27 protein-coding genes and 1 pseudogene are annotated in these 26,696 nt (G+C 62.8%); 7 read left to right on the forward strand and 21 right to left on the reverse strand.

Annotated elements, in window-relative coordinates:
• Positions 1 to 406 precede the first annotated feature (406 nt).
• Positions 407 to 745, forward strand: a complete 339-nt coding sequence (locus LIP_RS18560; protein ID WP_144440434.1) for a hypothetical protein — start codon at positions 407 to 409, stop codon at positions 743 to 745.
• 1,201 nt (positions 746 to 1,946) lie between these two features.
• On the opposite strand, the gene LIP_RS17880 is transcribed toward LIP_RS18560, so the two are convergent.
• From LIP_RS17880 to cysC, 6 genes are all read right to left on the reverse strand, one after another.
• On the reverse strand, positions 1,947 to 3,266 hold the full coding sequence (locus LIP_RS17880) for an O-antigen ligase family protein (protein ID WP_158509646.1): 1,320 nt from the start codon (positions 3,264 to 3,266) through the stop codon (positions 1,947 to 1,949).
• Between the two features lie 339 nt (positions 3,267 to 3,605).
• Positions 3,606 to 4,487: a glycosyltransferase family 2 protein gene (locus tag LIP_RS20560; protein WP_082726183.1), complete on the reverse strand. Its 882-nt coding sequence runs from the start codon at positions 4,485 to 4,487 to the stop codon at positions 3,606 to 3,608.
• Positions 4,488 to 4,601: 114 nt separating this feature from the next.
• Positions 4,602 to 5,543, reverse strand: a complete 942-nt coding sequence (locus tag LIP_RS17890) for a glycosyltransferase family 2 protein (RefSeq protein WP_082726184.1) — start codon at positions 5,541 to 5,543, stop codon at positions 4,602 to 4,604.
• Positions 5,544 to 5,585: 42 nt separating this feature from the next.
• Positions 5,586 to 6,671: a glycosyltransferase family 4 protein gene (locus LIP_RS17895; protein WP_158509648.1), complete on the reverse strand. Its 1,086-nt coding sequence runs from the start codon at positions 6,669 to 6,671 to the stop codon at positions 5,586 to 5,588.
• A 64-nt stretch (positions 6,672 to 6,735) separates the two neighbouring features.
• Positions 6,736 to 8,241, reverse strand: coding sequence for a lipopolysaccharide biosynthesis protein (locus LIP_RS17900; protein WP_082726186.1), 1,506 nt, complete (start codon positions 8,239 to 8,241; stop codon positions 6,736 to 6,738).
• Between the two features lie 13 nt (positions 8,242 to 8,254).
• Entirely contained in the window at positions 8,255 to 9,235 is a 981-nt protein-coding gene (cysC, locus tag LIP_RS19210; protein WP_082726187.1) for an adenylyl-sulfate kinase, read from the reverse strand.
• 369 nt (positions 9,236 to 9,604) lie between these two features.
• On the opposite strand from cysC, the gene LIP_RS10530 reads away from it, so the two are divergent.
• Complete coding sequence (locus LIP_RS10530; RefSeq protein WP_158509649.1) at positions 9,605 to 10,330, forward strand: sulfite exporter TauE/SafE family protein; 726 nt, start codon at positions 9,605 to 9,607, stop codon at positions 10,328 to 10,330.
• A gap of 18 nt (positions 10,331 to 10,348) precedes the next feature.
• Here LIP_RS10530 and LIP_RS10535 read toward each other — a convergent pair whose 3' ends face one another.
• The gene (locus tag LIP_RS10535; RefSeq protein WP_068137909.1) at positions 10,349 to 10,750 is read right to left on the reverse strand and encodes an SLC13 family permease; all 402 of its coding nucleotides are present in this window, start codon (positions 10,748 to 10,750) and stop codon (positions 10,349 to 10,351) included.
• A gap of 128 nt (positions 10,751 to 10,878) precedes the next feature.
• On the opposite strand from LIP_RS10535, the gene LIP_RS10540 reads away from it, so the two are divergent.
• On the forward strand, positions 10,879 to 11,109 hold the full coding sequence (locus LIP_RS10540) for a DUF433 domain-containing protein (RefSeq protein ID WP_068137912.1): 231 nt from the start codon (positions 10,879 to 10,881) through the stop codon (positions 11,107 to 11,109).
• 1 nt (position 11,110) lies between these two features.
• The gene (locus LIP_RS20565; RefSeq protein ID WP_158509650.1) at positions 11,111 to 11,227 is read left to right on the forward strand and encodes a DUF5615 family PIN-like protein; all 117 of its coding nucleotides are present in this window, start codon (positions 11,111 to 11,113) and stop codon (positions 11,225 to 11,227) included.
• 274 nt (positions 11,228 to 11,501) lie between these two features.
• Here LIP_RS20565 and LIP_RS10545 read toward each other — a convergent pair whose 3' ends face one another.
• From LIP_RS10545 to LIP_RS10570, 5 genes are all read right to left on the reverse strand, one after another.
• A complete protein-coding gene (locus LIP_RS10545) occupies positions 11,502 to 12,245 on the reverse strand; it encodes an SLC13 family permease (RefSeq protein WP_068137915.1) in 744 nt (247 codons plus the stop codon).
• Positions 12,246 to 12,348: 103 nt separating this feature from the next.
• Positions 12,349 to 13,299, reverse strand: coding sequence for a GDP-L-fucose synthase (gene fcl / locus LIP_RS10550; protein WP_068141892.1), 951 nt, complete (start codon positions 13,297 to 13,299; stop codon positions 12,349 to 12,351).
• A gap of 7 nt (positions 13,300 to 13,306) precedes the next feature.
• Positions 13,307 to 14,353 (reverse strand): GDP-mannose 4,6-dehydratase, encoded by a 1,047-nt coding sequence (gmd, locus tag LIP_RS10555; protein WP_068137918.1) that lies wholly within the window; start codon positions 14,351 to 14,353, stop codon positions 13,307 to 13,309.
• A 186-nt stretch (positions 14,354 to 14,539) separates the two neighbouring features.
• A complete protein-coding gene (locus tag LIP_RS10560) occupies positions 14,540 to 14,788 on the reverse strand; it encodes a ribbon-helix-helix domain-containing protein (protein ID WP_068137921.1) in 249 nt (82 codons plus the stop codon).
• A 235-nt stretch (positions 14,789 to 15,023) separates the two neighbouring features.
• Positions 15,024 to 15,509, reverse strand: coding sequence for a PHP domain-containing protein (locus tag LIP_RS10570; RefSeq protein WP_068137927.1), 486 nt, complete (start codon positions 15,507 to 15,509; stop codon positions 15,024 to 15,026).
• A 59-nt stretch (positions 15,510 to 15,568) separates the two neighbouring features.
• On the opposite strand from LIP_RS10570, the pseudogene LIP_RS20570 reads away from it, so the two are divergent.
• A pseudogene (locus tag LIP_RS20570) lies at positions 15,569 to 15,994 on the forward strand (hypothetical protein); the annotation flags it as partial.
• On the opposite strand, the gene LIP_RS10575 reads toward LIP_RS20570, so the two are convergent.
• The 4 genes from LIP_RS10575 to LIP_RS18565 form a co-directional block, all read right to left on the reverse strand.
• Positions 15,940 to 16,329, reverse strand: a complete 390-nt coding sequence (locus tag LIP_RS10575) for a type II toxin-antitoxin system death-on-curing family toxin (RefSeq protein WP_068137930.1) — start codon at positions 16,327 to 16,329, stop codon at positions 15,940 to 15,942. The pseudogene LIP_RS20570 and the gene LIP_RS10575 sit on opposite strands and share 55 nt — an antisense overlap.
• 27 nt (positions 16,330 to 16,356) lie before the next feature.
• Positions 16,357 to 18,075, reverse strand: coding sequence for an alkaline phosphatase family protein (locus tag LIP_RS10580; protein WP_082726189.1), 1,719 nt, complete (start codon positions 18,073 to 18,075; stop codon positions 16,357 to 16,359).
• A 91-nt stretch (positions 18,076 to 18,166) separates the two neighbouring features.
• Complete coding sequence (locus LIP_RS17910) at positions 18,167 to 19,786, reverse strand: ORC-CDC6 family AAA ATPase (RefSeq protein WP_082726190.1); 1,620 nt, start codon at positions 19,784 to 19,786, stop codon at positions 18,167 to 18,169.
• A 2-nt stretch (positions 19,787 to 19,788) separates the two neighbouring features.
• A complete protein-coding gene (locus tag LIP_RS18565; RefSeq protein ID WP_144440438.1) occupies positions 19,789 to 20,529 on the reverse strand; it encodes a hypothetical protein in 741 nt (246 codons plus the stop codon).
• Positions 20,530 to 20,875: 346 nt separating this feature from the next.
• Between LIP_RS18565 and LIP_RS10585 the strand changes: the two genes are divergently transcribed.
• Positions 20,876 to 22,216, forward strand: a complete 1,341-nt coding sequence (locus LIP_RS10585; RefSeq protein ID WP_082726191.1) for an IS1380 family transposase — start codon at positions 20,876 to 20,878, stop codon at positions 22,214 to 22,216.
• Between the two features lie 203 nt (positions 22,217 to 22,419).
• On the opposite strand, the gene LIP_RS17915 is transcribed toward LIP_RS10585, so the two are convergent.
• Complete coding sequence (locus LIP_RS17915) at positions 22,420 to 22,764, reverse strand: DUF5615 family PIN-like protein (RefSeq protein WP_082726192.1); 345 nt, start codon at positions 22,762 to 22,764, stop codon at positions 22,420 to 22,422.
• Positions 22,761 to 22,976: a DUF433 domain-containing protein gene (locus tag LIP_RS10590; protein WP_198409502.1), complete on the reverse strand. Its 216-nt coding sequence runs from the start codon at positions 22,974 to 22,976 to the stop codon at positions 22,761 to 22,763. The genes LIP_RS17915 and LIP_RS10590 overlap by 4 nt, the downstream gene beginning before the upstream one ends.
• Positions 22,977 to 24,337: 1,361 nt before the next feature.
• Between LIP_RS10590 and LIP_RS10595 the strand changes: the two genes are divergently transcribed.
• Positions 24,338 to 25,258, forward strand: coding sequence for an RpnC/YadD family protein (locus LIP_RS10595; RefSeq protein WP_068137939.1), 921 nt, complete (start codon positions 24,338 to 24,340; stop codon positions 25,256 to 25,258).
• A gap of 45 nt (positions 25,259 to 25,303) precedes the next feature.
• Here the strand turns inward: LIP_RS10595 and LIP_RS20575 are convergent, their stop codons facing one another.
• The 3 genes from LIP_RS20575 to LIP_RS10610 all read right to left on the reverse strand — a co-directional run bounded on the left by LIP_RS20575 (position 25,304) and on the right by LIP_RS10610 (position 26,537).
• Positions 25,304 to 25,672 (reverse strand): tyrosine-type recombinase/integrase, encoded by a 369-nt coding sequence (locus tag LIP_RS20575; protein ID WP_082726193.1) that lies wholly within the window; start codon positions 25,670 to 25,672, stop codon positions 25,304 to 25,306.
• Positions 25,561 to 26,118: an alkaline phosphatase family protein gene (locus tag LIP_RS19310; protein WP_068137946.1), complete on the reverse strand. Its 558-nt coding sequence runs from the start codon at positions 26,116 to 26,118 to the stop codon at positions 25,561 to 25,563. Before LIP_RS19310 ends, LIP_RS20575 begins: the two co-directional genes overlap by 112 nt.
• A 116-nt stretch (positions 26,119 to 26,234) precedes the next feature.
• Positions 26,235 to 26,537 (reverse strand): hypothetical protein, encoded by a 303-nt coding sequence (locus tag LIP_RS10610; RefSeq protein ID WP_068137949.1) that lies wholly within the window; start codon positions 26,535 to 26,537, stop codon positions 26,235 to 26,237.
• Positions 26,538 to 26,696 lie beyond the last annotated feature (159 nt).

Here is a 26,696-nt window from a genome sequence, read left to right on the forward strand (position 1 = left end):
AGGCTGGCTAGCCTCTCATACGTTGGAAGACGGTTTGGTGTAAGGGCACCGGTGACAAGGGCCACCTGCATTTTGAAGGAACGCCACCTTTCGATCTCCCACGGGTATCACGCGAGATTCTGCGCGGGAACCCTTCTACAAGAAATGCGAAAGTGCCCGAGAAAGTATTCTATGAGTAACGTGAACGAAAGGGGCACCTTCTGGGCCGACTATTCGACAACATCGCCCCTGATGTCCTTCCCGGGCCCCGCGGATCGAGGAACGCCTCGGCAAACACGGTCTCATGGTTCAGTCCGTCGAACCTGTTGGTGGACCTCTTCGAGCACGTCGGGCTGTCCCGAAGCCTGGAGCGTCGCCACCACCACCAAAGTGTCTGTGAGCCGCCGACCTTCGGACCACCGAAGTGGTGGAGTACCTGATCCTGGAAGCCGTGTTGGGGATAGGCCGCATCATCGAGACCACCGAGCTGAAGCACGACCCGTTCCTGGCCGGCAGGATACGACTGAAGAAGCTGCCCCACCCAGCAACCGGGCACCGGGCGCTGGATCGCTTCGTGGCGCAACTGGAGGGCGTCCACCAGGGCACGCCGGCGGTTGGGCGTGGCCATCCCGGACATCGACGACACCGTGGAGGCGGCCCACGCTCACCAGGAGGGCGCATGCGCGGGCTACAACCAGCGCTAACGTGGCAGGCCTGCCTGCCGCCCTTCGTCGCCTTCGAAGGGCAGAGCCGGGCGCTGTTGTAGGCTGCTCTGCGCTCGGGCAAAACCCCAAAGGCCTGGGAGCTTATCCGCCTCTGCCGCCGAGCCATGAAGCAGATCCCAGAGGGCCGTCGGGCTCGCTTTGTCCAAGGGAACGTTTAGGCACGGACGCGCTACTGGACGAGCTGGAAGCAGACGACATCCGGACGAGAGTCGATGTAGGCTACGCCCGCAAACTGAGGCTGAACCGGCGCCTCCAGAGCCCGGCCTTCAAGCGTACCCTGGGGACGAGGGCGTGCGAGCCCCGACGAGACCATGATCGAGGTCGTTTCGCTTACCTGCCAGGCCCGCACCCGCAAAGGCAGCAAGTGGGTCGTCTTCATCCTGTGCCCAAAGGGCATCCGAGCGCTGCTTTCAGACTGCTCGGCTTCTGCCCTCCGAGGCGTCTACCCAGGGTGATACCGGACGATCGTCATCAACGAACACTGGCACGACCACCCCCTGACCTAACGCGGCGGCGGGCCTGCCGATCAGATTCCACAAGCCTCGGGACATCCTTCAGGGGTTCGTGGCGCGGCGCACCACGCGGTCTTCTTCAAGGCTCTCTCAAGCTTGCCCCTCACAAGCGGCTTTCACCCCCGCCGCATAACCCTCCACCATGCCCCCAACTCTCTCTGGCTGTCTTGCGCCAGGCCATGCTTACCCCGGCCTTCACGAGACGCGCTGCGATCTTCAGGTCAAGCACCCTGTTACCGAAGGCGGCATGCTTCTCCAGCACATCGCTCCGCTCGGCTTCCTGCTGCCGCAAGGGCAGACCAGACAGCTTCTCTCGTTCACCCGGTGGTACGCAACTACTTTCGTCACGTAGCGAACTTCCGCTACCAAGCCTTTCATCAACCCAGTGCCCGCCTTGACATCTCCGACGAAGGATAGTGCGACTGAGGAGCCAAACACTCCCCATGCCGCTACGTGCTCCGACGCTAAGGAGTGGTGCCAGCCTTCCCCGCTGGATGTACGACAGATGGCGCGTAGGCGCTCTGATACGCCCTCAACCACCTCACAATTGCGAGGTGCCAGGCCAGCTGTGCTCTGGTCTACGATCACGACGCCCTCCGCTGCGTATTACTGAGAAGCAACGAACTCTAGCATGCCCTTGAGTGACGCGGGGCGGTTCTTCGTGGCCACAAACAGGCAGATTCTCGGCCTTGAGCACCTCGTCCTCACGCGCTAGCCCCTTCTAGCAGGCTCAGAACACATCACTAGCACCGCCGCTTGCGTCTGGTTTCTTGCTCGCGCATCCCAGTCTCCCCAGATAAAACGGACTCCTCCAGGGCGCCTGCGTGACTCTATACCAAGAGACATTGGCACATGCCAGGGGGATATAGAAACCCCAGATGACCTTGTTGAACACGTCCGACAAGAATAGTAACGCAACCACCTGACCAATCAAGCCAACCAATAACAGTCTCTGCACATCAGCTCGACCCCTGAGGCGATGTCTCGCCAGGGACGAAAACACGGTACCCACGGTGAACAGGAAAGGGCCAACGCCAATCAGACCTGAGCCCAGCATCAACTCAACAAGAGTGTTGTGCGCGTAGAGATTAGGAATGTCCCCAAATCCTGCGTAGTATTCCGTAGTAGCGTCGGGCCCAATGCCAGTTATGGGGTGCTCTAGGAATTCGCGTACGCCACGACGCTGCAATTCAATCCTGTAGTCTATGGACTTCAACGCGGTTACTTCAACAGAATTCCGCGGAGGCGAGCTTACTGCGCGTCTGACCAGTGTTCCATATCGTGCGAGTAGTGCCGAAGTGTCGATCTTGCCACTTGCGGACCCCGTCAGCGCTATGAGAAGAGTCGCAATGCTTCCTGCTATAAACATCCCTGTTATAGTTCTACGGAGCTTAGGCGCACCTAAGTATACAAGTATGGTTTCCAGGATCAGTATTATAAGACCCATTCTTGACCCCAAGAGAACAATGCTTACTGCAGAGGCGAACCCTGACGCCCCATGAAGATAGCGCAGACTCCTCAACCTGCTTCTGAGGACGCCGATTAAGGACATGACCAAGTAGAAGCCCAGATTAGCTGCGGCGAAATTGGGCTCGCGAAGCAGTCCGGGCGACATGGAGTAGTGCTTCTCGTACAACCATCCCTGGACATTTGTCACCCCAACCGCGTCAGTGATGATGCTCAATGCAGCTGCCAGAGCGACTCCTGAAACGATAGCCAGCGTAGCGTGCCAAGATCTGACGCTTCGGATCGCAAGGATCATAATCAGAACCTGTCCCACGGCGAGCGCAACACGTGTAGGAGCAGCTGTTAGGCCGATGACTTCTCCTGTGAAGACAGCCGCTACAGTATAGCCACAAGCGAACAGGAGAACCCCAAGAATAGGTGAGGTGACTGGCACCCCCGGGGCGCGCCGGTGCATCAGAGCATGTATCATGACGGCAACAGCCGTGCCGAGCTGCGCAGCACTGTACGCCGACAGCCCCGGAGCTATAGGTATCCAGTTGATAATCGGGCCGAGCCCTATGACCATGCCGATCCACCAAGACATGCCTGTGTCTCCCCCTGTGAGACCAACTGAGGGATGCCTCTTGCAATCTGGCCGCTTGAGGCCGCTTGAGACCGTCCCCATCCTTTCCCATGCATGCGGCTCTCCCACGCTCAGAGTACTATGAGGGACTCCGCGCCCAGAGGGCACCCGCCCGGCGCTTCCGCCGCCCTTCGGCTTGGTCTGTCGGGACAGTGCGGAATGTGCGTTTCACCAGTGCCGTTGCGTCACTTTGCGAAGCCCTAGGGTAACGCCCACCGGCTAGGTTACACGGCTCGTCGCCTCGCACGCTTACTACTGGTGAGCCTTACTCGCTTACTACTGGTGAGCCTTACTCGCTTACTACTGGTGAGCCTTACTCGTCACACGGATGCGCCCGCGCGCATGCCATGCGTCTCCGCATCCTCCGATAATCGCACCGAGCTCTCTCCGGCCGCGAGAACTCACAGCTGCTCTCGCGGAGTACTTCAACAGTCTCGCTAGGATTTGTATTACTACCTGTCCGGCTCCTGCCCGTACATGTTTGGCGTACACATAGTTGCGCGCACGTATGGCGGCCAGCGCTTGTTTCTCAGAACCTAGTCCGCGCTTGATGCGATGGTTCACTATGATCTTCGGATCGTACCTACCCTTGATCCCAGCTTCGAGAAGCCCCAGAACCAGATCCAACTCCTCACTGGTTGGGAGCAACGTACCGGCTCCCACGCTTTCGTCAAACCGTGCGTTGCTTCGTTCCAATGCGGCCCGCCTCACGAAGAGCCCCACTGAATGTGCCATTGGATGCCATAGCGTGATCTCTCGAGGACGGTTCGGGAACGCCGGGTTGGCTAGGCCGGGCTCAGTATAGGCCCCCTGCACAAAACCGTATGATGGGTGGTCATCGAACCAACGAACTACAGACTCCAGTACCCATTGATCATACCAGCAGTCGTCGTCCGGGAAGCCCACTATGTCACCCTGTTGCCGTGCCAACCCAACATTTCGCGCGACCGAGAGTCCAGTACGATCACAACGGAGGTACACAATATCGAAGACGCTTGTGTATGTTTCACAAACGCGCCGCGTCAGACTTGCCTTCAGGTTGTCGCTCTGGTCAACAACGATCACAGAAAACTGGCGGTGGCTCTGGCCCCTAAGCGAGGCAAAGAGCGTTGCAAGTTGCTCCGAACGGTTTCGCGTCGCAACAATCAGGGACACGTTCTTCCTTCGGCGAAGGTTACGCATTCTACTTAACCCCTTCGACCACCGTTCGATAAACTGGTTCCATCACCGCGCGTCTCCTCCTGCCAGTGTGAGGATCAGCTTCGAAAACGGTTTCAACGCCCGTGGGACTGACAATCACCGACGGACGTGTGCGACAGCAAGCACTGCGCCTGCCACCGCCTTGCTCTTGATGACTGCGCTTCCCAACACCAAGGATCTTCCGTAACCCTGAACTGCCTCCTGGAACTCGCCCGTGCGGTGAAAGTAACGCGCAAGGCTGAACCACTGACGACCCAGGGCCTGCCTCGCAGCTGCGCGCAGCTTCGGGTCACTGGAAAGGAGCCACTTCGACGAGATACGCGTGGTGTCAGCGAAGAATCGGTCCACTCGACTATAGTTCGCTTCATGCTCGTGCCTAGTCAGCATCGCGCTCTGACCCGTCTGCCCCCACACGAGCTGGCTTGCCACGGCTGCGCGTAGAACGAAGTCATAGTCATCTGATCCGCCACGTAAGCTCTCATCGAGCAGACCCACACTCTCGAACACGGCGCGATGAACGAGCATCGTACCCCATGGAACGAAATTGCCTTGCCGCAAAAGGCGTTCCGCTAGCTCCATGCCACTTGGGTTGGTCGCGAGCCACCGACTAACCGCCGGACGAGGCGTGACTCGACCACGCTCAGCTACGAGCATGCTCCCGAAGATCGCAACGCCAGAACGCCCGCGCGTTCGGACGTATTCCATCTGTCGTTCGAGCTTATCCCTTGCCCACTCGTCATCCTGATCAAGGAACCCAATCCACTCCGTCTCGGCGGCTCGGATCCCGGTGTTCCTGGCTGCAGGTATCCCGCGGTTTTGCTCATGGCGGATCACGACGACCTCGACGCCATCTGCTTGGTATGACGTCACCAATTGGAGCGGTATCTGCGACCCGTCATCAACGACGACAACCCGCCTAGGCAGGACCGTCTGTCGCGTTACCGAATCTAGAGCCCTCTGCATAAACTGGTGCCCGTTATAGAACGGGATCACTACCGATACGTCTGCAACAGGCTTGCCATTAGCCGAGTTCATCATCGCTCACTTCCCGGTGGTGCATAGCATGCTCAGTAAGTGGTATTATCGGACACTATCGATCTCCAGCTTCGCCTGCGACCGTGCCTGTTGCATCCAGGCTTCCAGCACATCTGTCGCTCTTTCCCATGTGAAGGTCCGAATCCGTCGGTTACCTTCTCGCGCCAGCTTCATACGCAGATCGGGATACTCTAGGAGGGTCCGCAATCGCTGCGCCAGCAGATCTGGCCTCCGAGGTGGCGCCAGGAGCGCGGTCTTATCGTGCTCGGCGTAGTCACGGGAGCCTCCGTTGTCAGTCGAAACGAGTGCGCACCCGCACGACATGGCCTCTGCAGAAGGCAGCCCCCAGCCCTCCGTCCAACTCGGGCACAGGTAGATGGAGCTACCGTTGTAGATCTCGCCGACGAGTTCATGCTGACCCGGATTCTCCCTGTACTCGATCCACGCCGGTAATCCGCTCGGCCGCTCCGAAACTCCAAAGAGAACGGCTTGGACGTCCGGATGGTCGCGCTTCACCAGTTCAAGCGCCGTGATCCCGTCTTGAGCACCTTTCCATTCCTGGTGTGCGAACAGCATCGCGACTCGATTCGGCCTGGCCTCGATGGGTTTGAATACTTCGTACTTTTGATGGTCAATTCCGTTGGGTATATGACGCATTTCCGCCCTAGGCACCCCAAGCTCCAGCCCGAGGTCGTACAGCCACCGAGCGATCACGATCTTGCGTAGGGGGTATCGCCAAGTCGTGTCCACCCGGTCCTTGGGACCGCTCCAAGTTTCATAATGTTGAACGAGGTAGAACTGAGTTCCCTTACTCTCCGGGTAGTTGACCACGTAGTCGGCCGTCCACCAAGCGGTGGCCACCACGGCGTCGCCGTCAGGAATGTGCCTTGCAGTGAGATCTGGCGCGTAGATCATCTTTACCCGGTCATCGATTGTGTGCCACGTCACCTTGGGGCGGACGAAGCGATCTCGAATCGTTCCGGCGGTTCTGCGGAGCGAGCGGTAGAGTCCCGTCGAGGCCTTCAGTCCTGGGATGACTCGCTGCCTTGTGTGCACGACGAAAACCTGATGCCCACGACCAATGAGGTGGTTAGCATACTCGTAGACAACCCGGTATCCCCCCACCGGCACGCGAGGGTACCCCGGTAGCACGAAAGTGATACGCATGGGAGCCGACCCCGTCAGAGTTTGCATGCTATCTGTTCCGCCTCAGCGGTCCTGGCTTGCGTCGAGCATGGCCTAGATATGCGACGGAGAGGCCAAGATGCAGCACCGTGAATGCTGAACCTTTGAGTATGGCTCCCCACACTCCTTCGATCAGTAGGATCTTAGTGACTCCAAAGCTCCCCACGGCAACGACAAGAACCACGCCAACAGCCTTCCATGGAATGTCCCAGGGAACGGCAGTGCGTCTGGACAGAATCCAGATGACTACTGCGTAGAGGGCGTAGCTCGAGAGGGTAGTAAAGGCTGCGGCCTCGATACCGTACAAGGGCACGACCAACAGGTTCGCAGCAACGTTAAAGGTGGCTGCTGCCAACGCAGCGACGAGCATGAGCTTCGTCTGCTCGCTCAGTTCGAGTGACTTGTGCCCCAGAATGGACGCATTCCAGAACACCATGCCCGTCACCACGGGTAAAGCGATGACCCACCCTGGGCGAAAACTCGGCCCGAGAATCATTGCCGCCAGGTCTTGCCCGACAAGAGCCAGCCCGGCGATAAGACCGAATCCAAGCAAGAAGTACCACACCGTCATTTCCGAAAGCACGCGTCTCGTTTCAACGATCTGACCCTCTGCCCACATGCGCATGATAATGGGGAAGGCCGCGAAGGTAACGGGCCCTGATAACAATCCCGAGATGCCCGATACGACGTTGTATGTCGCCGAATACAGTCCTACTGCTTGACTGCCCAAGAAGATACTGATCACGTATCGGTCGCCAACAGCTAGCAGTTGGGAGCTGAAGAACCAACCCATCATGGGAAGCCCATATCCTACGAACCGCCCAAACTGCTTTCGGATCTCGTGCTGGCTAAGCGCGAAAGAAGGCCGTTCCACTTCGCCTCTGGGAAGCCTCACGTGCGCTCGGACCCTCTCAAGGAGGGGTACTGTCATGATCGAAGCGCCAAGCGCAGATCCCCAGAGGAGTAGGTCAATAGCTGGTTGAAAGGCCCAGACCAACAGGACACTTAGGGAGAGTTTGAGGACGGAGCGACCGACCTCATACAGTCGATACGACTGTGCATCCAAGCTGGCCGGCAGGATCGGAACTAGGACGTGCCCTAGCGATTCGACAATCAGCCACAATGCTGCAGCAACAGACGCCCGGGCGCCCCATGCCTGTCGCCCGTACACAAGCATGATAGTCGCTACCACAACGGCAACGAGCAGCACCGATTTAGCCAGACGTTTGAGCAGGGTGCGGTAAACCTCACCGTGTCCCGTGACATGGAACTCACTGAAGAAGCGGCCCAGCGGTTGAGCACCCCACTCGGCTACCAGGATCGTTGCAGGTGTCACGATAGCAACGATTAGGCTGTACGTACCATAGTCTTCAGGTGAAAACAGCCTGGTGAATATGAACGCCGATAGGAATCCCGTAAGCGCAGGGATGAGTTTCGCCACGAGGTATCCGATGGCATCAACACCAAAGCGTCGTAGAGCTTTCTGCGTCAAGATGGTAGAATCGAGGCTCACCATTCTTCACGCCTTCTCATGACGGGATCCTCTCATGGGCTGGTACAGTATAGACCTGCCCTTCGGCGATTTGGTCCGCCTGCTCCTGGGTGACGGCCAGGGTGACGGGGAGGGGCCAGAGGAGCCCATCAGCCAAGCGCATGCTCTCAACCACCAGTTCGTAGTCCAGCTTCCGCATGGAGCCATTGAGAGGGCTCAGGGCGCCGATGCCGATCATCTCCAGGTCGGCCAGCTCCCGCTCGTCGAGTTCCACCTGCACGAGCGCCTGGGCTCGGGCGATGGCCCGCTCCCGGGCCTCCGTTCCCCCGTGGGGCTCGATCGGCCCCAGGGTGGGGTGACGGCCGCCGTCACCCCCTGGCGCGTGACCGTCCCCGGTGGCCAGGGTCGCTGAGGCGGCCTCCGGAACACCGTCTCGGCCAGCTGCCAGCAGGGAGACGATGCCGGCCTCGACCGCGGGTCCGTCGCCTGCGGCCTCCAGATACCCCCGCCGCTCCAGGAGGCGGATCACCTGGCCTGCGCAGGCTTCGACGCTACCGCGGTCGGTGTGGAGCACCGGGTCGGGGTTCTCGGGGAGCTCGTAGGGGTCGTTGACGCCCGTGAAGTTCTGAATCTCGCCGGCCATGGCCTTCTTGTAGAGGCCCTTCACGTCGCGCTCGAGGAGCGTCTTCATGGGGGCGGTCACGAAGACCTCCAGGAACTCGCCGATCTCCCGCCGGCTGGCCTCCCGGACGACCCGGTAGGGGGAGATGAAGGAGGAGAGACAGACGACTCCGTTCCGGGTGAGGAGCTTGGTCACGAAGGTGACCCCCTCGATGTTCTTGTCCCGGTCCTCCTTGGAGAAGCCCAGGTCTCGGGTGAGGCTCTGGCGGACCACGTCGCCGTCGAGCCGCTCGACGAGAGCGCCTCTCTCCTTCAGGATCGCCTCCACCCACTTTGCGACGGTGGTCTTCCCCGCCCCCGAAAGCCCCGTGAACCAGACGGTCACGCCCCGCTGCACGACGACGCCCCGCTCCTTCTTGGACTGCGGCTCTTGGTCTTTATCGGTACAGGTTCCTTTGTTTGGAGCGCGCGGCACACAATTTTAGGTGTTACGGCATGATGCTGGGCTTGTCCTGCTACCGCAAAGTAACGAGTGGACGCCAATCGGCGCCATCCTGCGGGGAGGGTTACCCTTTCCCGGCCCCACCGCGCGATCCCCCAATGGATAGAACCGCCGATTCGCCCCGGAATTCGCGGTGCGTCCTGCCCATTCATGCCGATTTTCATGGGTCTCTGGCCCGTCGACATCCAGATCGTTCCAGGGTACACTCCGATACGAGTGCGGTTACACTCTTGTGGTAGCCTTTCCTGCAAAGGGGTGTGCCCGGTGATCCACATCGTCCTCCTGGCCTTCCTCTGCGAGCTGGTGGACTCCACCTTGGGCATGGGCTACGGGACCACCCTCACGCCGCTCCTGCTGCTCCTTGGGTACAGCCCCCTGCAGGTGGTGCCCGTGGTGCTCCTCTCGGATCTGGTGACGGGCGTGGCCGCCGCCTTCTTCCACCACCGGCTGGGCAACTCGGACTTCCGTCTCGGCTCCCAGGACCTGAAGGTGGGCCTGGTCTTCGCGGGCTCGGGGGCGGTGGCCGCGGTGGCCGCCATCGTCCTGGCGGTGAAGGTGCCCGAGTTCTGGCTCACGCTGTACATCGGCGCAATGGTCACCCTCATCAGGGTGCGGATCCTCTTGATGGGCAACCGCCAGATCTCCTTCTCGTGGCCCCGCATCATTGGTATCGGCCTCTTGGCCGCCTTCAACAAGGGTCTGAGCGGGGGCGGGTACGGGCCGCTGGTAACGGGCGGGCAGCTCCTTTCCGGCCAGGCCCGGAACGCGGTGGGGATCACCTCGCTGGCCGAGGCCGCCATCTGCCTGGTGGCGGTGGTGGGGTATGCCCTCAGCGGCGCCGCCCCCGACCTCGCCCTCGCCCCGTACCTCCTCTTCGGGGCGCTCCTCTCCACGCCCGTCTCGGCCATGATCGTGCGGGAGCTGCCTCTGAGGGAGTTCCGCCGCTTCGTGGGGGCGGCCACACCTTCGCCCTGGGCGTGCTCATGCTGAGCAAGCTGTGGTGAGGGCTCACCGGATCCCCGCCAGCGGCCAGTAGGTGAGCGCCACCAGGAGGAAGACACCTAAGGCCATCAGGCTCAGCAGGACCCCGGCCCGCACCGAGTCGGCGATGGAGTAGTAGCCCGAGGAGTAGGCGATGGCGTTGGGCGGGGTCCCCATGGGGAACATGAAGGCGAGCCCCCCGGCCAGGGCGGTCACCAGGGTGGTGAGCACCGGGTTCACCCCCAGCACCGCCCCCCAGTTGTAGGCCAGGGGCAGCACCGTGGCCACCGCCGCCACGTTGCTCACCATCTCCGAGAGGCCCATGGTCATCAGGGCCACCAAGAGCACGAAGAGCATGGGCGGAACCTCCAGCCCCCCGAGGAAGGTGGCCGCCGCCCAGCGGGCCACCCCCGTCTGGGTCTGGTCCATCCGCGCCCCGGGGGATGCCCCTTGGGTTCTAGCTGCTTTCCTGGACCGCATCGCGTGCACCAGCTTATAATCGTACCGTGAGGCGCAGTGCCACCTATGCGAAGACGTCCCTTCCTGGGGGTAGAGCGATGGACTGGCGCGATAGGATCGTCGTCGACCCGACGATCCTGGTCGGGAAGCCCGTCATCAAGGGTACACGGATTGCCGTAGAGTTCGTCATCGACCTCCTCGCCAACGGTTGGAGCGAGAACGATATCCTTACCAACTACCCGGGCCTGGCACCCGAGGACGTGCGAGCTTGCCTGGCCTACGCGAGCGAGGCTCTGAGGGAAGAGCACGTTTACCCTATAGGGCGGTAGCATGCGGTTCCTGGCGGACGAGAACTTTCCTGCCTCGTGCGTCTTGGCTCTTCGGAACGCCGGCCTCGACGTTGCATGGGTGCGAACCGAGAACCCCGGGGATCCGGTTGAAGCATGAGGAGACTCCCCACGGAACAGTCCTGAAGCCAGTCTGCGATCCGAAGCGCACCACCCACAGCCGAAATCGCTCGCCTCAGGACTGACCTGGCGAACGAGAGCGTCCCGATCGACGACCGGGACGCCGCTGAAGCGTTCTTGACAAAGTGCCGCGGCTTCCGGAACGATGGCCCGGAACGCGGTGGAGACCGCTTCGCTCGCCGAGGCGGCCATCTCCCTGGAGGCGGTCCCCTTCATCCTGGGCGTGCTCATGCTGAGCAAGCTCTGGTGAGGGCTCACCGGATCCCCGCCACCGGCCAGTAGGTGAGGGCCACCAGGAGGAAGATCCCCAGGGCCATCAGGCTCAGCAGGACGCCGGCCCGCACCGAGTCGGCGACGGAGTAGTAGCCCGAGGGGTAGGCGATGGCGTTGGGCGGGGTCCCCATGGGGAACATGAAGGCGAGCCCCCCGGCCAGGGCGGTCACCAGGGTGGTGAGCACCGGGTTCACCCCCAGCACCGCCCCCCAGCTGTAGGCCAGGGGCAGCACCGTGGCCATCGCCGCCACGTTGCGGCGAAGGAGCCCCAGGGTCATCCGGTCGCCCAGCCCCGTGCGCTGGAGCCCGGCCGAGAGCATCAGCGCGCCCAGGATGAAGAAGACCGCCTTGTTCCCGAAGAGGGCGAAGGCCCGCTCCGCCGGAAGCGCCCCCAGGAGGGGCACCAGCGCCATCCCTAACAGCCCCGTCACCGGCGCCGGCAGGAGGTTCGTCACCCAGAGGGTGACCGCCGCTACGAAGGCGACCACCGCCCGCTGGCCCTCCAGGGTTAGCCCTTCGGGCGTGGGCAGGAGCAGGATGACCAGCGCCGCGCCGAGCCCCGCCGCCGCCAGCACGGGCTTGAGGCGGGCCCGGAGGGGGCGGGCCGGCGACTGAACCTGCGCGTCGCCGGCGCCTTCCTCGAAGGTTACTGAAGGCCGGGGCACCCCGTCAACTCGAGAGGCCACGGGCCGTCCCACGACCTGCGCCGGATTCTGATCGCTCACCGCAATCCTTCCATCCACCTGAGCTGTCTGACCCACCTGCCGGCCCCACCGGATCTCCACATCCAAACGGTTCTATGAGGCCCTGAGGGTGAAAGGTGAACCCTCACGCCGAAGGCCCCGGGCGCGCGGTGGCGTTGGCCAAGAACCACTGGTAGGTGTGGCGTATGCCCTCCTCGAGGGGGATGCGCGCCCGCCAGCCGAGGCGGTGGATCCGGCTCACATCGAGCAGCTTTCGGGGCATCCCGTCCGGCTTCGTGGCGTCGAAAGCCAGATCTCCCTGGTAACCCACCACACGCCCGATCAGTTCCGCCAGTTCACGGATGGAGACATCCTCCCCGACTCCCACGTTGATCGGGATCGCGTCGTCGTACCGGTCCATCAGGAAGAGGCACGCCTCCGCCAGGTCGTCCACGTGCAGAAACTCACGCCTCGGCTCCCCCGTCCCCCACACCTCCACGGCTGGGCTCCCACTGACCTTCGCCTCATGGGTCTTGCGCAGGAGCGCCGCGAGGACGTGGCTCGTCTCCAGGTCGAAGTTGTCTCCCGGTCCGTACAGATTCGTGGGCATGGCAGAGATGAAGCGGTCGCCGTACTGCCGCCGGTAAGCGTTCACCAGTTCGATGCCTGCGATCTTGGCGATGGCGTAGGGCTGGTTGGTGGGTTCCAGCAGCCCCGTGAGGAGGTACTCCTCTTTGATAGGCTGCGGTGCGACGCGCGGGTAGATGCAGCTCGATCCGAGGAAGAGCAGCTTCTTCACCTGGTGATCGTGGGCGGCGCGGATGACGTTGAGCTCGATCTCGAGGTTGGTCTGGAGGAAGTCCACCGGATAGGTGTTGTTGGCCCAGATCCCGCCCACTCTGGCCGCAGCCACGTAGATGTACTCAGGGCGCTGCGCCGCGAAGAAGGCGTCCACCGCCCGGCGATCGGTGAGATCCAGCTCCTGCCGCGTGCGGGTGAGGATGTTTCGGTACCCGCGGTGCTTCAGGGCTCGAACGATCGCGCTTCCCACCAGGCCCCGGTGGCCGGCCACGTAGATCCGCGCGTCAAGAGGCACGCCGAACTCAGACACTGGCGGCCCCCCTGAGCGGCACTTCGTGCCCGTTCTCACGGAGAACCCGTTCCTGCTCCGCCAGGCGCAGGTCATGCTCGACCATGCGTTCGATGAGACCTTCAAAGGTCACGGTCGGATGCCAGCCCAGCTTCTCACGTGCCTTGGTGGCGTCTCCGCAGAGCGCATCGACCTCTGCTGGGCGGAAGTAACGCGGGTCGATCTCGACGTACTTCTTCCAGTCCAGGTCCAGACGGGCAAAGACTTGCTCCACGAACTCCCGCACCGAATGCATTTCGCCGGTGGCGATCACGAAATCGTCGGACTCCTCCTGCTGGAGCATGAGCCACATGGCTTCGACGTAGTCCGCAGCGTAGCCCCAGTCGCGCCTGGCGTCCAGGTTACCGAGGAAGAGTTTCTCCTGGAGGCCCAGCTTGATCCGGGTGGCGGCCCGCGTGATCTTTCGCGTCACGAAGGTCTCGCCTCGCCGCTCGGACTCGTGGTTGAAAAGGATCCCGTTGCAGGCGAAGAGCCCGTACGCCTCCCGGTAGTTCACCGTCTGCCAGTACGCGTAGACCTTGGCCGCGGCATACGGAGAGCGGGGATAGAAGGGCGTCGTCTCGGACTGAGGAGGCGGCGAGGCGCCGAACATCTCCGAAGAGCCGGCCTGGTAGAGCCGTACCTCCCGCCCTGTTTCCCGGTACGAGCGGACCGTTTCCAGCAACCGCAGTGTTCCCAGCCCGACCACGTCCACGGTGTACTCGGGCTCCTCGAAGGAGACCTTGACGTGGGACTGGGCGCCCAGGTTGTAGATCTCGTCCGGCTGCACCCGCTCTAGGATGTACCGAAGGCCGCTGCCGTCGGTCAGATCCCCGTAATGAAGGAAGAGGCGCGCGTCGGGGTCGTGCGGGTCCTGGTACAGGTGGTCGATGCGGTCCGTGTTGAAGGAGCTTGTCCGGCGGATGATGCCGTGGACTTCGTAGCCCTTGCCGAGCAGGAACTCCGCGAGAAACGAACCGTCCTGACCGGTGATGCCCGTGATGAGGGCCTTCTTTCTCATGAGAGACCCGTCCTTCCTGTTCCGAGGGTGCGTGTCCACCTCAACTGAAGCACCGGCGGCAGCTCAGAGCGGAAGGAGCCCTCCCGCTCCTCGGTTTCCCTCCGCGCCCTCGCCGCGTGCCACGGAGCCGCCGGCGCGCCATCGCCTCGTACCGTTCCATCGGTCACCGCAGCTGCCTGCCGCCCCTCAATCCAGGTACCCCAGGTTCTTCAGGCGCTTGCGGATGACCTCGATCTCCTCCTGGCTGAGGCCCTCCTCCTCCCGGAAGGCGGCCGGGGGCGGCTCGGGCCGCTCCTCCCCGCCGGCCGAGGCCGCGAGGTCCCGCAGGACGTAGATGATGAACTCGGTGACGCTGCGGAACCCTGTCCCCTCCACGATCTGCTGGAGCCGGCGGTAGAGCGGCCGGGGGATCTTGATGGTCACGTCGTCGGTCATGGGTGGCTCTCCTCCGGGGCGGCCGGTCCGGGGCCGCCCGGCGCTCCGTTCCGGGTCGTGCCTGCCTGGGCGGAGTCCGGTCGGGTAGAAGCTGCCTGGGCAGCTTCCCCACGGGCCCGCCCCATTCCTTCGATGGCCGCCTTCAGCCCCTCCACGTACCCGTACGGCAGGCGGATCCGGCCCATCATGGGCTCGTCCGCGTTCTCGCCGCGGCAGTCGGACCCGCCGGTCACCACTAGGCCCAGTCCTCGGCCAGCTCCCGGTAGTGGCGCACCATCGCCTCGGTGTGGCGGGGGTAGAAGACCTCGACCCCCATCAGGCCCGCCCGGGCCAGGCGCTCCATGAAGGCGTCCGGGAGCGGGTCGTCCTCGGCCCGGAAGCGCCCGGGGTGGGCGAGCACGGGCACGCCGCCGGCCGAGCGGATGAGGTCGATCCCCTCCTCGGGGGTGAGCTTGTAGCGCTCGACGTACGCCCGGCCGCCCACGGCGATGTACTCTTCGGTGAACGCCTCGGAAACCTGCTGGATGTACCCGGTCTCCACCATCGCCCGGGCCACGTGGGGCCGGCCCACGTTCTCGTTCCCGGGCAGCTCCTGCACCCGCTCCCAGCGGATGGCCACGCCCATCGCGTTCAGCTTCTCGACCATCCGCCGGGCCCGGCCGAGGGGGGCGTCCAGCACCAGGAGAATCCGCTCCCGGAAGGCCCCGTCCTCGGGATCCACCCCGTAGCCGAGGATATGGATCTCCTTCTCGCCCTCCAGGCACCGCCGACCTCCACCTCCACTGCAACGCCTCCGACGCGTCCGACGCCCCCGCCCGGATGGTGCAGCGCGCCCACGCCATGGGCTTCCTGTGCCTCGCCCTGGCAGACCACGACACCGTGGGCCGGCTGGCCGAGGCGGCGGCGGAGACGGCTCGGCTCGGGGTGGAGCTCATCCCGGCCGTGGAGCTCTCGTGGGTGGTCGCGGTGTACGGGCATGGGCGGGTCTCCTTTGCAGGGTCGGGGTCGATAAGGCGAAGGCCTGGCTTGTGCTTAGAGAGCAGGCCGTCCTCGGTCGAACGGCCCTTCACAGGTCGAGCGAAGGCTCCACCGGTCCCTGAGGCCGATGCGCATGTACGGAGTTCGCGGCCTCGTGTAAGCGGTTCGTGCACTCAGACAACCTGGTGGTCGCGTATCCACTCGGCAAAGGCTTTCCAGTCAGCATGACCTTGAGACAAAGCCACGCCGATCGCGACCATCTCGTCATCGTCTACGTCTATCTCAACGCCGTCGATATCGCACAGCACCAGAGCCGCCGCGATCCCTGTACGCTTCTTCCCGTCCACGAAGGGATGGTTCTGGATGATTCCGGCTCCCGGGACCGCTGCTTTGTCGATCGGGTCCGTGTAGGCGTCATGCCCTCCAAACGAAGCAAACGGCCGGGCCAGAGCGGATGAGAGCAGCCCGATGTCCAGGACGCCCGCAGATCCCCCGGTGGCTCGGATCATCTGATCGTGCAGGCGCAGAAGGAAGTCAGGGAGATCGGCGTCACCGCTGGGCAAGCTCCTCGAAAGCCTTGCGGTGCTTCTCTAGAATGCGTTCGAAGCTTTCCTGAAGCTCCTTCTCGTCCACGATTCCTTCGTCCACCGCAAGCTCGCGCAGGATGCGTCGTCTTTTGTCCTTGGGAAGGCTTCGAACTTCCTTGAGCCGTTCATCGAATCCAAGAGCCCCAGGGAACACCTCTCTTTCCCGCCAGTGCAACGTGTTCGACGGCCCCGGCATACGGCTACCACCGAGCCCGACGCTGTCCGGCCCCATGATACGCGTTCCTTACCCCGTACACCATGCATACCGCATGTGCTGCTGCCGTGCCTCCTCCGCCTTCGGCTCACCGCCCGGCGCGGCCGCACAACCCGCCCGTGCACCGAAGACGGCCGTGGGACGCCGAGACTCTCGAGGATGGTGGGTGCCACGTCCATCAGTTGCAGGCCCTCGAGGGGTTCGCCCTTCCGGGCCGGACCCGCCAGATCCTTCCTATCCGCCATGATGAAGATGCCGTGCCAGTCGTAGTTGGCACCCTCGATGCCGTCCTCGCCACCCCGGAGGTGGATCTGCCCGCCCCCCACGGCGCCGGACGAGCGCCAGCGCAGGTCGCCGAAGTCGACCTCCATGTCCGGCGGAAGGTTTCGGACCTCCCGGTACACCTCCTGCGGGATGACCACCCGGGTGCCGATGGGTCTGCCCTCCTCGTCGCCCAGGGCCTCCAGCTCTTCCCTGAGCTGCCGGCGGAAGCCCTCGTACTCCGACGGATCGACGGTCCCCTGGGGCTCCCGGCCCTTCAGGTTGACGAAGAGCCGCCCGTAGTACCCGCCCGCGCCCCAGGCCCGGGTGCGGGACCAGTCCACCTCCAGCTCCCCGAAGGGTGTGGGGCGGTCCGGGTAGCGCTTGAGGACCAGGTAACCCTGCCGGATCAGCCACTCGTTGAGGGCGACCCGCCCGTCCATCCGCTTGGCGCCGTGGTCGGAGACGATCATCACCCGGGTGCCGGCATCGACCACCTCCAGCAGCTCGCCGATGAGCCCGTCCACCAGGATGTAGTACTGGCGGACGGCGTCCTGGAAGGGGTTCTCGCCCGGGTAGAGGACGTGCTGGGGGTCCATGAACTGCCAGAAGCCGTGGTGCATCCGGTCCGTACCGATCTCCACCATCATGAAGAAGTCCCACGGGCGGATGCGGAGGAGGTGCCTGGCCACCCGGAAGCGCCGCACCGTCATCTCCCGGATCCGCTCCAGCAAGCGACCCTTCTCCTCCGTGCGGTAGTCCGCCACGTCGAAGAGGTACTCCCCCACCAGCTCCTCCACCTCGTGCCGCAGCTCGTGGGGGTAGGTATACTCGCTCCCGGTGCCCGGGGTGAGGAACCAGCTGATCAGGTCGCCCCGCACCGGCTTCACCGGGTACGAAGGGGGGACCCCAATGACCACCGACTCCTTCCCCGCCTCGCCCAGGTAGTCCCAGACCGTCTTCTCCCCCACGTCAGCCGAGGTGACGATCTTCAGGTCGTCGTACCCCGTGTCCGAGCGGTTCCGGAACCCGTAGATCCCCAGCTCCCCCGGATCCCGCCCCGTCACCATCGATATCCACGCCGGCACGGTGATGGGCGGGGTGCAGCTGAGCAGCGGACCGTACACCCCGGCCTCGACCAGCCGCTTGATGTTGGGGAGGTCGTCCAGCCAGCGGTCGAAGACGAGGTGGGGGTCCGCGCAGTCGAGGCCGAGGAGGAGGAGCTTGTTGCACGCTCGGACCAGCATATTCCCATCCTTGGCCGCACTCCTAGGTCACTCACAGATCACCTGGCGTTCTTGGCTAGATACGGCTAGCGCGCTGTCTTCATGTGACCCCCTACCCCGAGAGGTACTCATGCACCGCGGCTATTGCAGCATTACGCATTCGACGGGAGCGCTTTTCGCCCACGAACTTGACCGCTTGAAGATCCGCTTCAGTCGAACGGAGCACGTCCCCGATCGTGTAGCGGCCGATCTTCCGCAGCGCGTCTTTCTGCCACTCAGTGATATCCAACACATCTATCGATCGCTCAAGCTGTTCTCGGAGCACATCCGATAGCCGTGCCTCGTCCAAGTCCGGTACGGCCTTGATCACAGGATCATATGCCGGGTGGCTTGCTCCGTACTCGCTCATTCGCTTAGGCGTCAGATTTCGTGCGATTGCCAGGCCTGTTGTCACGGGTCTACCTTCCAAGGCCATCAAGCATCCAAGGTTCACAGCATACCGGGTACCAACGTCTGACCTTGTGGCCCTCATCCCTTCCGAGTCCTTCCTGACAATTCCTGTGTAAGCGAGTAAGCGCAGAGCCTCCTTGACCTGTTGGGGTGCGTCTCGATGGATCCAGAAGTAGCACGTCGTCTTCTTGTCGTCCTTCATGTACTCGTCGTTCTTTCGCTTTAGCTCTGGGAGTACCACGTTTTCAATGAATTGCCTTCCCCAATCGATTAGCCCCGCGTACCCTGGTGCCCGTTCCGCAAGAATCGAGTGCTCTCCCCAGATGTCATTCCGGTAGTACTCTCGTATCGTACTCTCCACGTAATTCACGCGCAACCTACCTACAGAGGCCCTTGCTAGCGACTTGAGCAGAATACGCGGGTTACCGCTGGACGCGTACGCAAGAACTTCGAAGTTCTCGCCATGCCTCAGCAGTTCCTCAGTCGCCTTGGTGTCGCTCAACTGCTTCAGTACAATCTCCTTCATCCGTTCAACGTAACCTCGAGAGAGGACGTCACGATCCAATGTCAAGACTGTAGCATCATGTTCAGGCTGAAAGGTCGGGCCATACGACGTGACTCCCGGGTACACTGCTGCATGGCACGTGATGTGCGGGCTTCTCAAGTCTCGAAACAGTGTGAAAAACTGCCTCTGTTGAGCCGCGAGCAGGATGTGTGCCGCCTCGTCAATGAAGAACACCACGCGCCTTATTCCGAGTTCGTCGCACAAATCCTCGACTGCATCCTTGAAATCCGCGACACTCGGCAAGCCTGCGACGTCGACATCTCTCCCTGCGGATTGCCAAGACGACTCAAAGGCATCAACGATCGTCTCTACTCTTGTTTTGCGATTTGGGAAATCAGGCGGCAACTGACCAGCCAGGACATCCGCGCTTGCTGGCATGACCATGAGTAGCCCACGTTTATTGAGGGCTCGGAGCAGTCTACTGGCGAGCAGGCCAAGCATCCAGTGCTCGAATTGGTTGGGGTCGGACGTTTGAATCAGCGTGGTCTTGTTGAACGTCACGTAAACAGGAAACACGCGCTCCACCGGAAGCGCAGCCTCAAGCTCTGCCTGCGCAACCCTAAAGAGAAAGGATTTCCCCACTCCCCTGCTGCCTACGAGTACAACCGGCGTACGACGCTTGAGAGCGTCAACAATGTCTCGGTCCTGCGGGGTCTCTACAAAGTAGTCTAGGATTTCGCTTCCCGCGATGTCCTCTGTGCGATAAAAGAGCTCCATACTCACAAGACCTCCACCGACCCGCCGAGTGCAGAGCGGATGCCAGGAAGATTGCCGAGCTCCTCCTGCACGTGTGCCTCAACCTGCCTGACAGACTCCACCGGCAGGTTTCGGAGCCATCTGAGACTTAGCGCAAACAGAAGCACAATGCGCGTAGCGTCCGCTTTGTCGTTCCAGGAGACATAGTGCTCCCCGCTAAACGTAAGGTTCCGCGGCAGTTTCCGACGCACATTAGCATTCCCGTGAATGTACTCAGAGCATTCCCTGTATACTCTGACAGCCAAGCCGCGATAATCGGCGACGTGGTCGAGTAATTCTCCGTTGAAGGCTCGGGCAAACGTGTGTGAGAAAATACCAGTCTCTGGGTCCATGAACGCGGACCAGTTCACATCCAACTCGCCGGCTGAGAAAAGGTGCAACTCGACTATGTGAGCTGAGTAGTACACGGACGCGAGGCCCAACTCAAGAAAGAGCCTTAGCTCTGCAAACGCACTGGTGTATTGTCCTTGTAGCAGGGCAAGTAGAGCTGTCTGGTATTCCCTGAGAGCATCCGATAGTAGTTCCGCTTCTCGTGAGGGTCCGATCGCTTGAATCCAGCGCTCGAAATCGCCGATTGCGCTGTGAGCACGATACAGACGCCCGTAAGCGTCGAATTGCAACGACTCACTTAGTATCTGGCCGCAGGTGGCGTTCGCTGTTCGATAGTACGAGGCCAATGCTACCTGTGTGTTCTCTTCAGCCATAATGCTCATCACCGTTTGAGTCCCTCAAGAGAGGGCATGGTGATTGCGGATAAACTGGCCTTATCGGCCCAGCAATCTCGGTCGTCAGGTGACGCTGTCGTTCAGTTGGATGCGCGTCCTGGGCAGCTGATCTCGGGCTGCCGCGATCCGTAAGGGAGTCGTGCCACGCGTGCGGTGGCGGTGTAGTACTGATGACGCAGCATTACGTACGTGGCACCCCTACACGCACCAACTCACCAGGTTGAACCCGGATTTTGCAGGAGGCTCTGGTAGGAAGGAGGCGGGAAGGTGCCCCGCGAAGTTGTTTCGATGACCAAATCCAAACAACGAAAGGGGCACCTTCCAGGTGAACGCTTCGACGCCTTCCCCCTTGCTTTCCTTCCCCGCACCGCAGATCGAGGAGCGCTTCGACAAGCACGGTCTCACGGCCTTCGGTGGAGCGAACCTGCTGGTGGACCTCTTCGACCGTGTCGGGCTCCCTCAAAGCCTGGAGCGGCACCTCACACCGAAGTCTCTGTGGTCGACCTACTCCCGGACCACCGAGGTGGAGTACCTGGTCCTGAAGGCCGCCCTGGGGATGGGCCGCATCTTCGAGACCGCCGAGCTGAAGAACGATCCGCTCCTGGCGGCCAAGCTCCGGCTGAAGAAGCTGCCCCACCCCGCCACCAGTTACCGGGCGCTGGATCGCTTTGGAAGCCGCCGGGACGTGGCGCAGCTGGGGGGCGTCCACCGGGAAACGCTCCACCCTCTCCTCCGGGGGTTCGGCGGGGCCATCATGGACATCGACAACACCGTGGAAACGGTCCACGGTCACCAGCAGGGCGCGTTCGTCGGCTACAACCCGCGCTACCATGGCCGGCCAAGCTACCAGCCCTTCGTCGCCTTCGAGGGGCAGAGCCGGGCGCTGTTGTACGCTGCCCTGCGCTCGGGGAAGACCCCGAACGCCCGGGAGGTCATCCGCTTCTGCCGTCGAGCCAAGAAGCAGCTCCCAGAGGGCTGTCCGGTTCGCTTCGTCCGGGGAGACGCCCACTTCGGCACGGAAGCGCTGCTGGAGGAGTTGGAGGCCGAGGAGGGCCGAACGGGGCTCAAGGTGGGCTACGCCCTCAAGCTGAAGCTGAACCCGCACCTCCAGAGCCAGGTCTTCCAGCCTCTCCCATGGCGGCGGCTCGCGAGCGGCGACGATACGATCATCGAGGTCGCGTCCCTCGCCTACCAGGCTCGCAAGTGGAAGCGGAGCCGACGGGTCGTCTTCATCCGTCAGAGGGCCTCCTTCGAGCCCGCCCAGCTTCCGCTCTTCCAAGCCTGCGCCTGGGAGTACCAGGCGATCGTGACCAGCGAGGACTGGGACGAGGAGGACGTCTGGCACTTCTACAACCAGCGCTGCACCGCCGAGAACGGGATCAAGGAGCTGAAGGACGGGCTCGGCATCGACTCCATCGGCAAGGCCACCTTCTGGCCCAATGCGGCGGACCTGCTGATCAAAGGGATCGCCTACAACCTGCTGCTCCGACTCAAGGCACTGGCCCCGCCGTCCTATCGCCACTACACCGCGACTCGCCTGCAACGGACCCTGCTGCGGGTGCCGGCCTTGCTGGTGCGCCACGCCCGGCGGCTCATCCTCCGCCTGCCAGCGCTCTGGGTACACCGGCCAGCCTGGGAAGCCGTTCGGCTTGCACTGAGCACGTAGCGCACTCCGAACGCCGTCGGCAAGGACCGGCAGCCACCAATGGGAGCCGGTGGCTTGGGCAGCCGCGTCCTTCCGGCGCCCTCCGCCCCGTTCCTCACGCCGTTTCACCCATCTCCCTGCGCCGTCCACCACCTTCCTCACGGCGACTCGCGGCTCACATTTCCAACCTGCAGCGCAAATTGCCGTCAACAGCATTGTATTCCTTACGCTCCCGTGTTCGATCCGCGTCCATCGAAGGGACCCGTGCAAAATCCGGGTTGAAGCTTCTCGAGCACACGCAGTACCTCGGGAAGCAACGGGCGAAGGGTCTCAAGGCGATTGTTCGGTGCAGCCGGAACGACGACGCTGATTCTCGCCGACCGCAGGTTCTGTTGGTACTGGACATTCTGATCGGCCGTAATGAACACGTCGAAGCCAGCCTCAGCCAGGCGAAGAAGCGCGCCATTCTTGGTCCCCGCCCAACCCAATTCCGGTACGGTTGCAGCCTCATGTCCAGCAAAGCCGTTCTTGAGCTTGCGCGGCAGACACTCGTCAAGAAGCACCTTCATGGCTGTTGAGCAAGAACAGCATGCTTCATCTCTTCCAGAGCGGCGATCGCGTGCGTGCGATCGACACTGGGAAAGTCATCCAGGAATTCGTCGAGCGTCTGCCCCCCTACCAAGTAATCGAACAACGTCTCTACGGGCACACGGGTACCGACGAAGACAGGTGTTCCGCCCAGGATATCTCGGTCACGTACGATGACCTTTTGGGTAGCCACAGGGTCCGCCTCCTGAATCTCCACCATGGACCCATGATAGCATACGGCAGCCCCAACCGCTTCTCTCAATCGCGCTCCCTCATCGCTGACGGCGGCCGTCACCCTCCCGGGGCAATACGAGCCCGTACCGCCCCCCTCCCCTCGTTCGACGGAAGGCGGTCCTGTGGGCTCGCTCGTTCCTGCGCAGCATTGAACGTAGTTTCGCTCCACGTTCCGTGACTCCTCCTGCCAGGCGTGGCAACGTGTGGGAGTTCACCGGATGCTCACGGTCCGTGGAGGCAGCGGGAAGCTCGCTCCGTTCCCGTCGCCATCGGCCTTCAGGCGAGCCAGGGCTCCGCGTCCCGGTGGGCCGACCGCAGGATGGACGTTCTTCCCTACGTCCGAGTCGACGGCGATGGGTTCGGATCCGTGTGAAGGCTGTGACGCCCCCTTCACCAAAGGCCTCTCCACGATCATTGCACGGCCGTCCGAGCACGGGCCATCTTGCTCCATCTATGGAACGCCGCGAGCCATGGTTTTCGCGCCGGCCGGGGAGGTCCTGCGTGCAGACACCCTCGCGGCGCGGGCGGGCAACCCGGGCGATCCTCCGGGGAAGCCAGGCTCTGCCTGCAGTGCCGTCCTGAACGGTCGCTCGGCGGGCAACGATGGGTCCAGAGATCCTACGGGCGTCTCGGGCACCGTTCGAGCGTGTCGATCTGCGGGCGCCGTGGCCTCGGTGCCAGGCAAGGGGCACCGCTTCGGACCCGGCAAAGTGTTGCTGCCGCAGGCCTGGATCTCCGCCCGCACGCCCTGGGCTGTGCGAGAGGTCTCCTCCTCGGCCAGGGCCTCGAGACCTGGCGAGCCGGGGCTGGCACCAACCTCCAACCGGGCCTGCAGGGCGCTACCTGAGCGAGCCCGCCGCCCCGTCGTGGTCCTCCTGGGCGCTGTGCCCCTTGCACTGTAGCCTCGACTCGCAGCGCTAACTGAGCGAGGAAGGTACCGAGTGCTCTAGAGGCTTGTGGCTGCACACTCTGGACCTCCGGGTCGGTGCTCGTCTCACCACCCCTGTCCGCTCGCGCCCCGCGCCCTTCGGCCGTGCCCCGCGATGCGCGACGGCGGACGGAGTCACCTGGCGTTCGAGCTACTCACTCCCCGGCGCCGTTCGGCGCCAGGAGACCTGCCGAGACGCCCAGCGTTCGAGGTAGCGTGTTCGGTCCGACATTATGCGAACGTGAGTTTGCACCCTCGGTGAAGATGTGCTATACTTCCAGCCAGAACCAGTCGGTCCGGCACGGCACGCCCAAAGCCGAGGTCCGTCCGGCTGGCTCTCCCCACCCGCCGCACCTCCCGGGCCATCGCTGCACAAGGAGCGTGAGACCGCGATGCCCACCGCTCACGACCAGCTCTTCAAGGAGTTGCTCAGGGCCTTCTTCCCGCAGTTCCTCGAGCTCTTCACACCCGACGTCCTCAGGCTCGGCAGACCGGCCTCGGTCGTCTTCATCGAGCCGGAGGTCTTCCGGGACCTGCCGGGTTCCGAGCGGCGCCGCCTGGACGTGGTGGCCCGCGTCCGCTTCGCGCCCCAGGTCCCGCGCCAGCCTCAGAGTGCCACCTTCCTGGTCCACGTGGAGGTCCAGTCCCGGCGGAAGCGGGATTTCGACCGACGCATGTTCTTCTACTTCTCCCGGCTTTACGAGCGCGAGCTGACACCCATCTACCCCATCGCCCTCTTCACCTACGACAGCGGACGGAAGCGCGAGCCTCACATGCACCAGGTACGGCTGGGCCGGTTCCAGGTGGTGCTCCGCTTCGCCTACCGCACCATTGAGCTCCGCGAGCTTCAGGCGTCCCAGTATGTCCGGCGGTTCAACCCGGTCGCGCTCGCGCTTGCCGCGAAGATGAAGCACGGGCGTGACGAGAGCCCGTACCTGTGGTTCGAAGCGCTCCGGCGGCTGGCGCGCATGGCGCTCGACGAGAGCCGCAAGCGCATCGTGCTCTCCTTCCTCGGAACCTACCTGCCGTTGGATCGCCGGGAGAAGGTACGGTATAATCGACTCGTGGAGGGATTGCCGATGGGTGAGAAGCGCGCCGTTCAGGAGCTGACCAACCCTTGGGAACTCGATGGCGTTCGCACCACGTTGCTGCTCCTGGTTCGCCGTCGGTTCGGCCCCATGCCGGACGAAGACAGGGTCCTAATCGAGTCGCTTGACCGGCCGCGTCTCGACGAGCTTGCCGTCGCAGTGGTCGAGGTGGACTCCTACGCGGCGTGGCAGGCCCGGCTGAAGGAGCTCGCAGACCGAAGGTAGGCAGAACTCATCGGGTCCGAAGCCAGCGCTCCGGCTCGCTCGTGGTCATGGACGTCTTGGAGGCCGGCCTCTTCGACTTCTGGTGGAGTCAGGACGCCCTCCGTCATCCCCACCGTCTCGCGCCTCGTTCCCCCTCAGCCTCTCCAGCTTCCCGACGGCCGCCCGCTTCTGGGTGATGGAGACCTGCGTGTAGAGCTGGGTCGTCTCGGAGCTCGCACGCCCCGCGAGTTCCTGCAGGGTGCGGATGTCCGCCCCCTTCTCCAGCAGCATGGTGAAGCACGTGGGGCGGAGGGCATGGGGCGTCACCCGGCGCCGGACGCTGGCCAGCTTCCCGATCTGAACCGGAAGCGGGCGCCCAGCTCGTCCACGCTCATCTTCAGGGCCCAGATCCCGCCCGTCACCATCGACATCCACGCCGGCACACTGATGGGCGGGGTCGAGCTGGACATCGGCCCGTACACCCCGGCCTCGACCAGGCGCTTGATGTTCGGCAGGTCGTCCAGCCAGCGGTCGAAGACGAGGTGGGGGTCGGCGCAGTCGAGGCCGAGGAGGAGTCGGTCAACATGGCCGCGGCGCTCGGCCGGTCTGCGGCTGTTCTTCCGTCCGAGCTCGGGCATGTGGGTACGCATCTCCGCATAGGCGGGGGACCCCGGAAGACGGGGGCCGATCGCCAGAACCTCAATTCCGTCCGGCATGCGTCTATAAACGAGCCTCATATCTAGCTCCAGGTGGGTTCTTAGGCCCGATTTCCACTTAAGGCTCTGGTAGACTCGCAGATTCTTCGCAAGGGTCTTTTGATGACCTTCCGCTGCGACAGCCTGCTTGAGAGCCTGCAACAAGCTTTGCATGAACTGATCCACAGCAACTTCATCACGAGGAACGTACGCCACTAGGGACGGTAGGTCCACTGAAAGCACCGCGTCATGGAGTTGTACAGGCTGTTCTGCAAGGAACCGTAGTAGATCCTCCGGGGGCTTCAGTCAACACGCTTTGCTCCATAGAAGGCCTCGACGAACTCGCGAATGGAGTGCTTCGGCCCCCCATTACGTTCGCGAATGAAAGCAAGGGCATGATCCCACTCATCCTCATACTCGGCCATCAGGTCTTCCGCCTCGCCTGATGTAATCTTGCCGGTTTCAAGCAGTTGCTGAATGAGCTTCTTCCATTGTTCAGCCTGTTTCAGCGTCTGCTTGGCTTGTGCGTACTCCACGAGCAGCCGGATACGCGCTACCCCTTCACGGCCGTAGTCTTTCTCAAGCTGGGCAAACTCGGCAGCCATACCATCTCCTCCCTCCTTTGAGGGCATTATACCTCCCCCCTTCCTGTATCAGCAAGTCTATGACCCGTAACCCACAATCGATACGCGCCGCACGTGGTCGAAAGAGTGCGGGGCAGCCACACCTATCGTGCCCTCCCTCCCGCCCGCTCGCTTCTTCCA

It is taken from the genome of Limnochorda pilosa (assembly GCF_001544015.1).
Lineage (GTDB): Bacteria > Bacillota > Limnochordia > Limnochordales > Limnochordaceae > Limnochorda > Limnochorda pilosa.

What these genes read in the sequence shown, in the direction of transcription:
- LIP_RS17890 (WP_082726184.1), bottom strand. Translation starts at nt 5,543, where the DNA reads ATGATGAACTCGGCTAATGGCAAGCCTGTTGCAGACGTATCGGTAGTG.
- LIP_RS20565 (WP_158509650.1), top strand. Translation starts at nt 11,111, where the DNA reads ATGCGGTTCCTGGCGGACGAGAACTTTCCTGCCTCGTGCGTCTTGGCT.
- LIP_RS10610 (WP_068137949.1), bottom strand. Translation starts at nt 26,537, where the DNA reads ATGGCTGCCGAGTTTGCCCAGCTTGAGAAAGACTACGGCCGTGAAGGG.
- LIP_RS17910 (WP_082726190.1), bottom strand. Translation starts at nt 19,786, where the DNA reads ATGGAGCTCTTTTATCGCACAGAGGACATCGCGGGAAGCGAAATCCTA.
- LIP_RS10540 (WP_068137912.1), top strand. Translation starts at nt 10,879, where the DNA reads ATGGACTGGCGCGATAGGATCGTCGTCGACCCGACGATCCTGGTCGGG.
- LIP_RS17900 (WP_082726186.1), bottom strand. Translation starts at nt 8,241, where the DNA reads ATGGTGAGCCTCGATTCTACCATCTTGACGCAGAAAGCTCTACGACGC.
- LIP_RS17880 (WP_158509646.1), bottom strand. Translation starts at nt 3,266, where the DNA reads ATGTCTTGGTGGATCGGCATGGTCATAGGGCTCGGCCCGATTATCAAC.
- LIP_RS17915 (WP_082726192.1), bottom strand. Translation starts at nt 22,764, where the DNA reads ATGAAGGTGCTTCTTGACGAGTGTCTGCCGCGCAAGCTCAAGAACGGC.
- LIP_RS10535 (WP_068137909.1), bottom strand. Translation starts at nt 10,750, where the DNA reads ATGGACCAGACCCAGACGGGGGTGGCCCGCTGGGCGGCGGCCACCTTC.
- gmd (WP_068137918.1), bottom strand. Translation starts at nt 14,353, where the DNA reads ATGAGAAAGAAGGCCCTCATCACGGGCATCACCGGTCAGGACGGTTCG.
- LIP_RS10560 (WP_068137921.1), bottom strand. Translation starts at nt 14,788, where the DNA reads ATGACCGACGACGTGACCATCAAGATCCCCCGGCCGCTCTACCGCCGG.
- LIP_RS20560 (WP_082726183.1), bottom strand. Translation starts at nt 4,487, where the DNA reads ATGCGTAACCTTCGCCGAAGGAAGAACGTGTCCCTGATTGTTGCGACG.
- LIP_RS10595 (WP_068137939.1), top strand. Translation starts at nt 24,338, where the DNA reads ATGCCCACCGCTCACGACCAGCTCTTCAAGGAGTTGCTCAGGGCCTTC.
- LIP_RS10580 (WP_082726189.1), bottom strand. Translation starts at nt 18,075, where the DNA reads ATGCTGGTCCGAGCGTGCAACAAGCTCCTCCTCCTCGGCCTCGACTGC.
- LIP_RS18565 (WP_144440438.1), bottom strand. Translation starts at nt 20,529, where the DNA reads ATGGCTGAAGAGAACACACAGGTAGCATTGGCCTCGTACTATCGAACA.